This is a genomic window from Streptomyces sp. NPDC020747 (assembly GCF_044334695.1).
GTDB lineage: Bacteria > Actinomycetota > Actinomycetes > Streptomycetales > Streptomycetaceae > Streptomyces.
This window is the reverse complement of sequence record NZ_JBIRTJ010000010.1, coordinates 220,555-232,508: the sequence shown is the minus strand read 5'-3', so window position 1 is coordinate 232,508 and position 11,954 is coordinate 220,555. Positions and strand designations below refer to the sequence as shown.

Sequence of the window (11,954 nt, the reverse complement as noted above, 5' to 3'; positions counted from 1 at the left end):
CCTGCTCACGCTCCCGCGGTGGCGACGAGGAGGGCGGCGACCACCAGGACGACGGTGCCGGCGAGCAGCGCGCTCATATAGGTCTGCAGATTGCCGGTCTGGGCACGGCGGACGGCCGTGCCGAGCCAGCGGGGCAGGGCGCCCGCGCCGCGTACGTAGGTGTCGACGACCTCGCGGTCGAGGAACCGGACGAGCGTGGCGGCGGCCTGGACCGGGCGGACGAACAGCGCCGAGTACACGGCGTCGAGGTGGAAGCCGGCGGCCGCGTGGCGGTGCAGCGGGCCGAGCAGGAGGCGGCCCGGGTCCGCCGGGTCGGGCGCGGAGGCCACGTCCCCGTAGACGGGCGCATGGCTGGCGATGGCCTCGGCCTCGACGAGTCCGGCGTCCCCCTCGGGGTGGGCCGCGACCGCACCCAGCGGTACGCGGGCCGCCATGGCCATGGTGTGCCGCCAGGCGCCGTACATGACGATGCCGCCGACCAGAGCCACACCCGTGCCGAGGACGGAGGTGGTGAGGGTCGGGGTCAGGTCGCGTCCGTCGAACCAGTCGGGCAGCGGGCCGGTGGCGAGTCCGAAGGCGAGCGACGGGACGGCGAGCACCCAGAGGACGGCGTTCATGGCGATGGGCTGCCTGCCGTGGTCGGGGGCCTCCGGTCCATGGCCGCGGAAGACGAGGAGCCACAGGCGCATCGCGTACGCGGCGGTGAGCAGGGCCGTGACCAGGCCGGCGACGAGGACGATCCAGCCGACGGCGCCGGGAATGCCCTCGGCGTGGCCGGTGGCGACGTGCTCGGCGGCGCCCAGGACGGCCTCCTTGGTGAAGAAGCCGCTGAAGGGCGGGATCGCGGCGAGCGCGAGGAGCGCCACGGTCATCGTCCAGTAGGCGTCGGGGACGCGGGCGCGCAGGTCCTTCATACGGGACATGGCCGCCAGCGAGTTGGTGCCGGCGGCGTGGATGATCACGCCTGCCCCGAGGAACAGCAGCGCCTTGAAGGCGCCGTGCGAGAGGAGATGGAAGACGGCGGCACCGCGGTCGCCGACGGCGAGGGCGCCGGTCATGTAGCCGAGCTGGCCGATCGTCGAGTACGCGAGGACGCGCTTGATGTCGTCCTGGGCGAGCGCGGCGAGGGCCGAGCCGGTCATCGTGACGGCGGCCATGACGGCGAGGACGACCAGGGCTGCCGAGGAGGCGGCGAAGACGGGGAGGAGCCGGGCGACGAAGTAGACACCGGCGGCGACCATCGTCGCGGCGTGGATCAGCGCGGAGACGGGGGTGGGGCCCGCCATCGCGTCGGGGAGCCAGGTATGGAGCGGGAACTGCGCCGACTTGCCCGCCACGCCGGCGAGGAGCAGCAGGGCGATCAGGGTCGGGTGGTCGAGTCCGCCGCTCGCGACGTTGCCGAGGATCTTCGTGATGCGGAAGGACCCGGCGTCGGCGGCGAGCGCGAACAGGCCGATCAGGAAGGGGACATCGCCGAGCTTGGTGACCAGGAAGGCCTTGATGGAGGCGGCGCGGGCCTCCGGGGTCTCCCAGTAGTGGCCGACGAGGAAGTACGAGCAAATGCCCATGATCTCCCAGCCGACCAGCAGCACCATCAGGTCGCCGGAGTAGACGACGAGCAGCATCGCGGAGGTGAAGAGGGAGACGAGAGCCGCGTACGAGGGGTAGCGCGGGTCGTCGCGCAGGTAGCCCGTCGAGTAGATCTGCACGCAGGTGGCGACCAGGCCGACCAGCACGGCGACGAGGGCGGCGAAGCCATCGATGTGCAGGGCGAGTTCGATGGGGACCGAACCGGTGGGGGTGAGCTCGGTGGCGGCGTTCACCGCCTGGTCGCCGCCCTGTCGTACGGCGACGACGACGGCGAGTCCGAGGGCCGCGAGCGGGGGCAGCACGGCGAGGGGGCGTACGAAGCCGGGGGCCGTGCGGCCCAGGAGCAGGCCGGCCACGGCGCCCAGGAACGGGAGGAGGGGGACGAGGACGGCGAGGGTGGTCGTGGTCACGCGGTGGCCTCAGCCTTCTCGGCCGGTTCGGGACGGGCGGCGCCGGAGTCGTCGGGCTCGCTGTCGTCCGGCTCGGGGGCGTCGTCGCTCTCGGCGGTGTCGCGGAGCTTGTCGATGTCCGCGGTGCCGCGGTTGCGGTGGACGGCGAGGACGATCGCCAGGCCGATGCCGATCTCGGCGGCGGCGATGGCGATGGTGAACAAGGTCAGGGCCTGACCGGAGTGGAGCGTGTCCTGGGCGGTCTTGCTGAGCCAGACGTCGAAGGCGACGAGGTTGAGGTTGACGGCGTTGAGCATCAGCTCGACGGACATCAGGACCAGGATCGCGTTGCGGCGGGCGAGGACGCCGTAGAGGCCGGTGGAGAAGAGGAGGGCGGCGAGTACGGCGGGATAGGCGAGATGCATCAGTTGGCACCTTCCTGCTGGGCCGACTCGGTTCCCCTGGTCGACCCATTTCGCCCGATCGTGTGATTACGGGAATCCGGTACAGAGAGGGAACTACCGGTCGCGGCTCGGGAGTTCACAGAGGGAGAGCTCGACTCCGCCTTCGTCTTGCGGGACAGGACGATCGCCCCGACCAGGGCCGCGAGGAGAAGGACGGAGAGGGCCTCGAAGGGGAGCACCCAGCTCTGGAAGAGGCTCGCGCCGGTGACCTCGGTGGAGCCGGCGGCGGCACCGTCCAGGTCGATCCAGGTCGTCCGGAAGGCGTCGACGACGACCCAGACCAGGGCGGCGGCCGCGGCGATCGCCACGGTCAGGGCGGCCCAGCGGTTGCCGGAGTCGGCGTCCGGGGAGCGGCCGATGGGGGCCCGGGTGAGCATCAGACCGAAGAGGAGGAGTACGACGACGGAACCGACGTAGATGAGGACCTGTACCCAGGCGATGAACTCGGCCGTGAGGAGGAGGTATTCGACGGCGAGACCGCCGAGGGCCACCACCAGCCACAGGGCGGCGTGCACCAGCTGCTTCGTGGTGACCGTGACGACCGCGGCGCCGAAGGTGACCAGACCGACGAGGAGGAAGGCGACCTCGACGCCGGTCGGGGAGAGGAAGCCGTGGGATTCGGAGGCGGCGGAGGTGGTCGTGGCGTGGGCCGCCATGACGGTGGCTGCGGCGAGGGTCACGATTCACCGCCCTGCGGATCGGTGGGCTCGGCCTGCGGGGTGGAACCGGGTTGGGTGCCGGGCGCGGCTCCAGGTCCGGGTGTGGGTTCGGGTTGGGCCGCGGCGGCCAGCTTTTCCGCGGATTTGCGGGCGGCGGCGATTTCCTTCGGTTCCTCGGCGCCGGGGTCGAGGGCCGGCGGGGCCGGGACGGTCCACATCCAGTCGCGGAGTTTGTCGCGCTCGTGGGTGAGTTCGTGGATGTCGGTCTCTGCGTACTCGAACTCGGGGGACCAGAAGAGGGCGTCGAAGGGGCAGACCTCGATGCAGATACCGCAGTACATGCAGAGGGCGAAGTCGATGGCGAAGCGGTCGAGGACGTTGCGGCTGCGCTCGCGGCCACCGGGGGCAACGGCCGGGACCGTCTCCTTGTGGGAGTCGATGTAGATGCACCAGTCCGGGCACTCGCGGGCGCACAGCATGCAGACCGTGCAGTTCTCCTCGAAGAGGCCGATGACGCCACGGGTGCGGGGCGGGAGTTCGGGCTGGGCGTCCGGGTACTGCGCGGTGACGGTCTTCTTCGTCATCGTGCGGAGGGTGACGGCCAGGCCCTTGGCGAGGCCACGACCGGGGATCGGAGCCATGGTTACGAGATCACCACCTTCACGACGCCGGTCAGGGCGATCTGGGCGAGGGAGAGGGGGACGAGGAGGGTCCAGGCGAGTTTCTGCAGCTGGTCCTCGCGCAGGCGGGGGTAGGTGACGCGCAGCCAGATGACGACGAAGGCGAGGACGGCCGTCTTCAGCAGGGTCCAGACCCAGCCGAGGCCGTCGGCGTCCCAGGGGCCGTGCCAGCCGCCCAGGAAGAGGACGGTGGTCAGGCCGCACAGGACGACGATTCCGGCGTACTCGGCGAGGAGGAACAGCGCGAAGCGGAGGCCCGTGTACTCGGTGTACGCGCCGAAGATGATCTCCGAGTCGGCGACCGGCATGTCGAAGGGCGGGCGCTGGAGTTCGGCGAGGCCCGCCACGAAGAAGACGATCGCGCCGACGATCTGCCAGGGCAGCCACCACCACTCGAAGGCGTCGACGATGCCGGGGAGGGAGACCGTGCCCGCCGCCATGGCGACCGAGGCGGCGGTCAGCAGCATCGGGAGTTCGTATGCGAGGAGTTGAGCGGCGGTGCGGAGGCCGCCGAGGAGGGAGAACTTGTTGGCCGAGGCCCAGCCCGCCATGAGCGAGCCGAGGACGCCCACGCCCATCACGGCGAGTACGAAGAAGATGCCCGCGTCGATGACCTCGCCGACCGCGCCCTCGCCCGGGCCGATCGGGATGGCGAGGAGGACGAGGAGGTACGGGAGGAGGGCGACGGCGGGGGCGAGCTGGAAGATACGGCGGTCCGCGCCCGCGGGGACGATGTCTTCCTTCTGCGCGAACTTCACGCCGTCCGCGACGAGTTGGGCCCAGCCGTGGAAGCCGCCCGCGTACATGGGGCCGAGGCGGCCCTGCATGTGGGCCATCACCTTGTGTTCCGTCTGACCGACGATCAGCGGGAAGGTGAGGAACACGACGAAGACGATCAGGAGTCGCAGGGCGACGTCGAGCACGTCGTTCACTGCCGACCTCCTGAAGAGTTTTCGTCGTCGGTGGGGGTGGGGCTGGGGGCGGGGGTGGGGCCGGCTTCAGATGATTCGGAGGGCTCGGTGGCCTCGGATTCCGGAGTACTCCCGGATTCCGGTGCCGGCTGCTCGGCCGGTGGCGGCTTCCCCGTGGCGGAGTCCTGGTCGGCCTCGTCGAAGGCGGGGCGTGCGTGGTGCCAGGGGGCGTCCGAGCTGCGGGGGCGCGCCGGGCCGGTCGACCGGTCGGCACCGGATGGGGCGGCCGGCCTGGCAGGTGTGGCGGGCGTGGCGGGTGTCGCAGGTGCCTGGCGCTGTGACGCCGAGCCTTCGCCCGCGCCGCGCGCTCTGCGCGGGGACGTCGGCGCCGGGGCCGGGACGGGTTCTGATGCCGGTGCGGCTTCGGCGCCCTCGGCCGAATCCGTGGCTGGGACAGCCCCCGTGGTAGAGGCCGGGGCCTGGACCGCCTCCGAAGCAGGATCGGAAGCAGAAGCCGGAGCCGGAGCCGGACCGGCATCCGGAGCTGCTTCCGGCGCCGGAGCCGGAGCTGCTTTCGATGCCGGAGCGGGAGCCGCCTCCGCAGCTGAGGCTGACGCAGATTCCTCAGCCGGGGCGGTGTGGCGCTGGGTCGCCGAGCCCTCGCTCGCGCTGCGAGCCCGTCGGGCCGTGGGCCGAGCCTCCGCTGCCGCACCGCCGCCCTCCGTGGACGCGGCACCACCGGCCTGCACACCACCGGACGCACCGGACGCGGAACCCGCAACTGGCACACCACCGGAAGCGGCGGACCCAGCCTGCGTACCACCGGGCGTGGCAGTCCCAGCCTGCGCACCCGTGGACGCGGTGCCCCCAGCGGCGGCACCCGGCGCGGCCGACTGGCTTGCCGAGCCCTCCCCCGTCGTGCGGGTGCGCCGCGCCGGGCGGTCGCCGGGCGCGCGGGCCGCGCCTCGGGCCGGGCGGGCCGGGGCGGGAGGGAGTTGGCCCTTGAGGGGGCCCCACTCGTTGGGGTCGGGGACGCCCGGCGGGAGCATCTGGCGGCGCTTCGGGCCGCCGTGTTCCGACTCGCCCGGTTCCTTCGCGCCCGGCCAGGCCTTGGCCACGCGCGCGGCCAGGACGAAGTCCTTGCGGAGGGGGTGGCCCTCGAAACCCTCGGGGAGCAGGAGGGGATCCAGGCCCGGGTGGCCCTCGAAGGTGACGCCGAACATCTCGTGGGTCTCGCGTTCGTGCCAGGCGGCGCCCGCGTAGACCTCGACGGCGGAGGGGAGTACGGGGGCGTCGTGCGGGACGGTCGTCCGTACGAGGAGGCGGCGGACCGGAGCGAGGGCGACGACGTGGGCCGAGACGCGGAAACCGGTGCCGGGTTCGTCGACGGCGCTCAGCCAGTCGAAGTACGTACAGCCGAGCCCGTCGCGCGCGGCCTCCAGGGAGGCGAGCCAGGACGTCGGCGGTACGTCGACCGTCAGGACGTCGTACGACTCATCGGCGGTGGTGTCCGGGCCGAAGAGTTCCTCGACGGGGGCGGGGAGCCAACCGGTCATCGGGCGTCCCCCGTGGCCGACGGCGGTGTGGACAGTGATGTGGACGGCGGCTGTACGAGGCCGCTCTGGAGGGCGGCCGTGGAGGGACGGGAGGTTCCGTAGCGCTCCCCCAGCGACTCCCGGGCGATCTTCTCCTGGAGCTTGAGGATTCCCTGGAGGAGGGCCTCGGGTCGGGGCGGGCAGCCGGGTACGTACACGTCGACGGGGATGATCTGGTCGACGCCCTTCGTCACGGAGTACGAATCCCAGTACGGGCCGCCGCAGTTGGAGCAGGCGCCGAAGGAGATGACGTACTTCGGCTCGGGCATCTGCTCGTACAGACGCTTCACGGCCGGGGCCATCTTGTCGGTGACCGTGCCGGACACGACCATCAGGTCGGCCTGGCGGGGGCCGGGCGCGAACGGGATGACACCGAGGCGGATGAAGTCGTGGCGTGCCATCGACGCCGCGATGAACTCGATCGCGCAGCAGGCGAGGCCGAAGTTGAAGACCCAGAGCGAGTAGCGGCGGCCCCAGTTCAGGACCACCTTCATCGGCTCGGGGGCCAGGCGGGAGAGCACGCCCAGACGCTTCGGTTCCGGCAGAAGAACCGGCTCGGCAGCCGAAGGGGCCGAAGCCGCCGAAGTCTCCGAGGAGGTCGCGTCCGGGTGCGGACGGGTCACGTCCATGTGAGGACGCCCTTCTTGTATGCGTACAGCAGGCCCACGGCCAGGAAGCCGAGGAAGATGAACATCTCCACGAGCGTCGCCGCGCCGTAGCCGGGCGCGGCGAAGACCGTCGCCCAGGGGAAGAGGAAGATCGAGTCGACGGCGAAGATCACGTAGAGGAAGGCGTAGACGTAGTAGCGGACCTGGGTGTGGGCCCAGCCCTCGCCGACGGGGTCGACGCCGCATTCGTACGTCATGAGCTTCTCGGGTGTCGGCACGACGGGCCGCAGCAGACGGCCCGCTCCGAAGGCGACGGCGACGAACAGCACGCCGACCACGGCGAGCAGTCCGACGACCGAATAGGACTCGAAATAGTCCGCCGCGTAGTCCGTCGCGAGGACGGTCCCGGCTGTCTCGGCGGCCCCAGCGGTCCCGGTCGCCACGACCATGGTCGGTTCCGGCACGTCCGCCCCTCGCTCCCTGACCTCGTATGACCCCGTACTGACTACGCGCTGACGACGCGCGCGCCGTGCGATGCGCCGCGTTCGACGATCTGTACGCACCGGAGTCTAGGGCCTGATAAAGAGACGGTAAGCAGCCCGTCACGGGTAGGCATGAGGCGACGGCTTTCCCAGGCCACACTCCGGCGGCCTTCCGGCCGACTTCCAGCCGACTTCCAGCCGTCCGCCGGCCGTCCGCCGGCCGCCCGTCGGCCGTCTCCCGGGACACCTTCCGGGCATCCTCCAGCCGGTTCACAGTCGCCCTCGCTCGGCCACCGACCCGCGCACAAACCGGTCGCGCACCACTCACGCACCACTCGCGCACCGTTCGCGGGTAGGGCTCAGGACTCCCCCGGGTCGCCCTGGCGGCCGGGGATGGTGGGGTTTACCCCAGGGGATCCGGGCGGTCCACCTCATGGCGCGGCGGCCTGCGGCCCGGCAGGCTGGCGCCTATGACCGAACGCATCCTGGCCGCCGACACTCCTGACGGCGGCACCGACCGGCCGCCACCCGCGCGCTTCGCGTACGACCGGCACACCTGGAAGGAGATCGCGCATCTCCTGGCCAACCTGCCGGTTTCGCTCGTCGGGTTCACGTACGTGGTGACCGTGCTGTTCACGGGTGCCTTCCTGACTCTGACGGTGATCGGCTTTCCGCTGCTCGCGGCCGGGCTGTTGGGCGCGCGCCAGCTGGGCAAGCTGGAGCGGGGCCGGGCCAGGTGGCTGCTCGGGGTGCGGATCGACGAGCCGAGCCCGCTGCCGTTGCGCGGGCGCGGCGGGTTCTTCGCACAGTTGTGGATGGCGCTGAAGGATCCGGTCGGCTGGCGCACGGTGCTGTACGAGTTCATGCGGTTGCCGTGGGGCGTGCTCACCTTCACCATCACGCTGGTCTCGTTGTTCGTGCTGTGGCCGGTGCTTCCGTACATCGCGCGGGGACTGGCCAACGCGGACCGGGCGATGGTGCGCGGGCTGCTCTCGCCCTCGGACGAGCTGGAGCGGCGGATCGCCGAGCTGGAGTCCGACCGGGGAGTGGTCGTCGACACGGCCGCGGCCGACCTGCGGCGTATCGAGCGCGATCTGCACGACGGGGCGCAGGCCCGGCTGGTGAACCTCGCCATGGGCCTCGGCCTGGCGAAGGAGAAGCTGCTGGAGGGCCAGGCCGACGAGACCGTCGCCGCCATGGTCGACGAGGCGCACGGCGAGGTGAAGCTGGCCTTGCAGGAGCTGCGGGATCTGGCCCGCGGCATCCATCCCGCGGTCCTCACCGACCGCGGTCTGGACGCCGCGCTGTCCTCGGTCGCCTCGCGCTGCACGGTGCCGGTGAAGGTGACCGCCGATCTGCCGACGCGGCCGGCCGCGGCCATCGAGGGCATCGCGTACTTCACCGTCTCCGAGCTCCTTCAGAACGTCAGCAAGCACAGCGGGGCGCGGTCCGCGTCCGTCGATGTGTGGCGCTCCGACAGCCGCCTCCTCATACAGGTCTGGGACGACGGCCGCGGCGGGGCCGCCCTCGACGGCGGCACGGGAATGGCGGGGCTCGCGGACCGGCTCGGCGCGGTGGACGGCTTGTTCGTCATCGACTCACCGGTGGGTGGACCGACGACGATCACGGCGGAACTCCCCTGGCGGGACCGGGAACAGGTCGAGTAGGCCGAGCAGACCGAGCAGACGAACCGGTGGAGTGAGCGGAACCGGTGGACCGGGCGGGACGGTGGAGCGGGCAGGGCGGGCAGAGCAGGCCGGACGGGCGTGGACGTGGACCTCGCGCTCCCGGGCCGGGCCTGCACGCGCCTGCCCGCCCGCACGTGCCCGCCCGCACGCACGTGCCCGCCTGTGTTCATGCTTCCTGCCGGTCACCGTCGCAGGCCCCGCACGCTGCCCCAGCCGTACCTCGGAGGAGTCCGGCGCACCCGGCCCCCTCCGGCCTCCCTCACCCGAGCCGACCTCCGGCATCGGCCCGGCCCGAACCCCGCTGCCGGCACCAGCACGGGCAGCATCAGCTTCCGGAGGCCGGTACCGGCACGGGCCCCCGGAAGGTAGGGAAAACCCCCGCCCCAAGACGCCGACTCGCTCCATGTCCCGGCTGCGCGGGACCGAGCACTGTGGAGTTACAACAGCGGACGAGCAGAAACGGACGGCGGCCATGGCCACGGAGTACGGACAGGGATACGGGTGGGACGGCGGACCCGGCTTCCGCGGGGAGGGCGCCGAGGAGCGGCGACACCTGCTCCCGGCCGCGCTGCGGGCGCCGATCGAGGCGCGCAGCTGGCGTGAGTTCGCGTATCTGATGCTGAGCCTGCCGGTCAGCATCATCATGTTCACCTTCGCCGTGACGATGGTGTCGCTCGGCGCGGGCCTGCTGGTCACGTTCCTGGGCATCCCGGTACTCGCCGCCGCCCTCGCGGGCTGCCGCGGTCTCGGCGCGCTGGAGCGGGCCCGGGCGCGCGGGCTGCTGGGGCTCGACGTCGCGGCGCCGGAGCCGTTGCGGATGACGAAGCAGGGCGCGATGGCGTCGATGGGCGCGATGCTGAAGAGCGGCGCGTCCTGGCGGCACCTGCTGTACTCGGTACTGCACTTCCCCTGGGCCGTGTTCGCCTTCTCGGTGGCCATCAGCTTCTGGACGTACGGCTGGGCGATGCTGACGTACCCGCTGTGGTTCTGGCTGTTCCCGGTCTACGGCGGGCAGGACGGGCTCCAGCTGTACGGGGACCAGGGGCACAGCATCTATCTGGACAACCCCTTCGAGATCACGGTGACCGCGCTGGTGGGGCTGCTGCTCACGATGGCCACGCCGTGGATCGTGCGGGCGCTGACGCAGGTGGACCGGCTGCTGGTGGGCGGGCTGCTCGGGCCGTCGCGGCTGGCCACGCGGGTCGTCGAGCTGGAGTCGGACCGGGGCGTCGTGATCGACACGGCGGCGGCCGACCTGCGGCGCATCGAGCGCGATCTGCACGACGGGGCGCAGGCCCGGCTGGTGGCCCTCGCGATGGATCTGGGGCTGGCGAAGGAGAAGCTCACGGAGGATCCGGAGGCGGCTGCGCGGATGGTGGGCGAGGCGCACGGTGAGGTGAAGACGGCCCTTCAGGAGCTGCGGGATCTGGCCCGCGGCATCCATCCCGCGGTTCTCACCGACCGGGGTCTGGACGCGGCGTTGTCCTCGGTGGCGTCCCGGTGCACGGTTCCCGTGCACGTCGAGGTCGATCTGCCGGCCCGGCCGGCGCCGGCGATCGAGGGGATCGCGTACTTCACGGTCTCGGAGCTGCTGCAGAACATCAGCAAGCACTCGGGTGCCACCCGGGCCTCGGTCGATGTCTGGCGGATCGAGAACCGGCTCATGATCCAGGTGGTCGACAACGGTGTGGGCGGTGCGGATGTCGCCGCCGGCTCGGGGCTCGCGGGGCTGGCCGAGCGGCTCGACGCGGTCGACGGCATCCTCGTGGTGGACTCCCCTGTCGCCGGGCCGACCCGCATCACGGCGGAGCTGCCCTGGCGGGGATGAGCCGTTCTCCTGCTCTCCGCCCCCTCATGTCCCCCCTCATGTCCCCCCCTGTTGTCCGCCCTGTTGTCCGCCCCCGAGGCCTGTCCGTCGGCCTCGGGGGCGGACGTCGCGCCGGTCCCCACGCCCCCTGTGGGGCGCGGTCGACGCCCTGCGCACCCACGAACTGACAACGATTCCCTCACCCACCCTCAGTTGGTCCCAAATGCTGGAATGCTGGGGGTTGACGTACGAGCGTGGGGGGCCGAGCAATCGTGGAGGACAGGGTGCGCGTGGTCATCGCCGAGGATTCAGTGCTGCTGAGGGAGGGCCTGACCCGGTTGCTGACCGACCGTGGGCACGACGTGATCGCCGGAGTCGGGGACGGGGAGGCTCTGATCAAGACGATCACGGAGTTCGCGGCGCAGGACGCGCTGCCGGACGTCGTGGTCGCGGACGTACGGATGCCCCCGACGCACACGGACGAGGGCGTGAAGGCCGCCGTGCAGCTGCGCAAGCAGCACCCGGGACTCGGGGTGCTCGTGCTGTCGCAGTACGTGGAGGAGCAGTACGCCACCGAACTGCTCGCCGGTTCCACTCACGGCGTCGGCTATCTGCTGAAGGACCGGGTGGCCGAGGTGAGGGAGTTCGTGGACGCGGTCGTCCGCGTGGCCCGCGGCGGCACCGCGCTGGATCCCGAGGTCGTCGCGCAGCTGCTCGGGCGCAGCCGCAAGCAGGACGTTCTCGCGGGGCTGACGCCACGCGAGCGGGAGGTCCTAGGACTCATGGCCGAGGGACGGACGAACTCCGCGATCGCGCGACAGCTCGTGGTGAGCGACGGCGCGGTCGAGAAGCACGTGAGCAACATCTTCATGAAACTGGGCCTGTCCCAGAGTGACGGGGATCACCGGCGCGTTCTCGCGGTCCTCACCTACCTGAACTCCTGACGAACTGACACTGTGTCAGAAATTGCCGCAACGCGAGCACGAGAGCCAGGCATGAGCACGAGAACCAAAGGATGAGCATCAAGCGTCTTCACAGGTAACGCCGGGGGGCGGATAAATCGTGGCAAATCAGGGTGTCC

Annotated in this window: 11 protein-coding genes; 3 read left to right on the top strand and 8 right to left on the bottom strand. The window is 71.4% G+C overall.

What is annotated here, in order from left to right:
• Nucleotides 1-5 precede the first annotated feature (5 nt).
• From ACH4YP_RS26230 to ACH4YP_RS26195, 8 genes are read right to left on the bottom strand one after another with little or no spacing between them, the layout of a single operon-like run.
• A complete protein-coding gene (locus tag ACH4YP_RS26230) occupies nucleotides 6-2,000 on the bottom strand; it encodes an NADH-quinone oxidoreductase subunit L (protein ID WP_398492849.1) in 1,995 nt (664 codons plus the stop codon).
• Entirely contained in the window at nucleotides 1,997-2,404 is a 408-nt protein-coding gene (gene nuoK, locus ACH4YP_RS26225; RefSeq protein ID WP_398492847.1) for an NADH-quinone oxidoreductase subunit NuoK, read from the bottom strand. Before nuoK ends, ACH4YP_RS26230 begins: the two co-directional genes overlap by 4 nt.
• Nucleotides 2,404-3,099 carry an NADH-quinone oxidoreductase subunit J gene (locus tag ACH4YP_RS26220; protein ID WP_398492988.1) on the bottom strand — a complete coding sequence of 232 codons (696 nt, stop codon included), beginning with the start codon at nucleotides 3,097-3,099 and terminating at the stop codon, nucleotides 2,404-2,406. Before ACH4YP_RS26220 ends, nuoK begins: the two co-directional genes overlap by 1 nt.
• Before the next feature lie 20 nt (nucleotides 3,100-3,119).
• Entirely contained in the window at nucleotides 3,120-3,743 is a 624-nt protein-coding gene (locus ACH4YP_RS26215) for a 4Fe-4S binding protein (protein ID WP_398492845.1), read from the bottom strand.
• A gap of 2 nt (nucleotides 3,744-3,745) precedes the next feature.
• Complete coding sequence (locus ACH4YP_RS26210) at nucleotides 3,746-4,714, bottom strand: complex I subunit 1 family protein (protein WP_361054588.1); 969 nt, start codon at nucleotides 4,712-4,714, stop codon at nucleotides 3,746-3,748.
• Nucleotides 4,711-6,249 (bottom strand): NADH-quinone oxidoreductase subunit C, encoded by a 1,539-nt coding sequence (locus ACH4YP_RS26205; protein WP_398492843.1) that lies wholly within the window; start codon nucleotides 6,247-6,249, stop codon nucleotides 4,711-4,713. The genes ACH4YP_RS26210 and ACH4YP_RS26205 overlap by 4 nt, the downstream gene beginning before the upstream one ends.
• Entirely contained in the window at nucleotides 6,246-6,917 is a 672-nt protein-coding gene (locus ACH4YP_RS26200) for an NADH-quinone oxidoreductase subunit B family protein (protein ID WP_361054594.1), read from the bottom strand. Before ACH4YP_RS26200 ends, ACH4YP_RS26205 begins: the two co-directional genes overlap by 4 nt.
• Nucleotides 6,908-7,360: an NADH-quinone oxidoreductase subunit A gene (locus ACH4YP_RS26195; RefSeq protein WP_055617709.1), complete on the bottom strand. Its 453-nt coding sequence runs from the start codon at nucleotides 7,358-7,360 to the stop codon at nucleotides 6,908-6,910. The genes ACH4YP_RS26200 and ACH4YP_RS26195 overlap by 10 nt, the downstream gene beginning before the upstream one ends.
• A 488-nt stretch (nucleotides 7,361-7,848) precedes the next feature.
• Between ACH4YP_RS26195 and ACH4YP_RS26190 the strand changes: the two genes are divergently transcribed.
• From ACH4YP_RS26190 to ACH4YP_RS26180, 3 genes are all read left to right on the top strand, one after another.
• Nucleotides 7,849-9,045, top strand: coding sequence for a sensor domain-containing protein (locus ACH4YP_RS26190; RefSeq protein WP_361054597.1), 1,197 nt, complete (start codon nucleotides 7,849-7,851; stop codon nucleotides 9,043-9,045).
• A 493-nt stretch (nucleotides 9,046-9,538) separates the two neighbouring features.
• Nucleotides 9,539-10,894: a sensor histidine kinase gene (locus ACH4YP_RS26185; RefSeq protein WP_398492840.1), complete on the top strand. Its 1,356-nt coding sequence runs from the start codon at nucleotides 9,539-9,541 to the stop codon at nucleotides 10,892-10,894.
• A gap of 263 nt (nucleotides 10,895-11,157) precedes the next feature.
• Nucleotides 11,158-11,817, top strand: a complete 660-nt coding sequence (locus ACH4YP_RS26180) for a response regulator transcription factor (protein WP_361072097.1) — start codon at nucleotides 11,158-11,160, stop codon at nucleotides 11,815-11,817.
• Nucleotides 11,818-11,954 lie beyond the last annotated feature (137 nt).

Excerpts from the sequence above, each read along its gene's own strand:
- ACH4YP_RS26205 (WP_398492843.1), bottom strand. The coding sequence starts at position 6,249 with ATGACCGGTTGGCTCCCCGCCCCCGTCGAGGAACTCTTCGGCCCGGAC.
- ACH4YP_RS26185 (WP_398492840.1), top strand. The coding sequence starts at position 9,539 with ATGGCCACGGAGTACGGACAGGGATACGGGTGGGACGGCGGACCCGGC.
- ACH4YP_RS26200 (WP_361054594.1), bottom strand. The coding sequence starts at position 6,917 with ATGGACGTGACCCGTCCGCACCCGGACGCGACCTCCTCGGAGACTTCG.
- nuoK (WP_398492847.1), bottom strand. The coding sequence starts at position 2,404 with ATGCATCTCGCCTATCCCGCCGTACTCGCCGCCCTCCTCTTCTCCACC.
- ACH4YP_RS26220 (WP_398492988.1), bottom strand. The coding sequence starts at position 3,099 with ATGGCGGCCCACGCCACGACCACCTCCGCCGCCTCCGAATCCCACGGC.
- ACH4YP_RS26190 (WP_361054597.1), top strand. The coding sequence starts at position 7,849 with ATGACCGAACGCATCCTGGCCGCCGACACTCCTGACGGCGGCACCGAC.
- ACH4YP_RS26215 (WP_398492845.1), bottom strand. The coding sequence starts at position 3,743 with ATGGCTCCGATCCCCGGTCGTGGCCTCGCCAAGGGCCTGGCCGTCACC.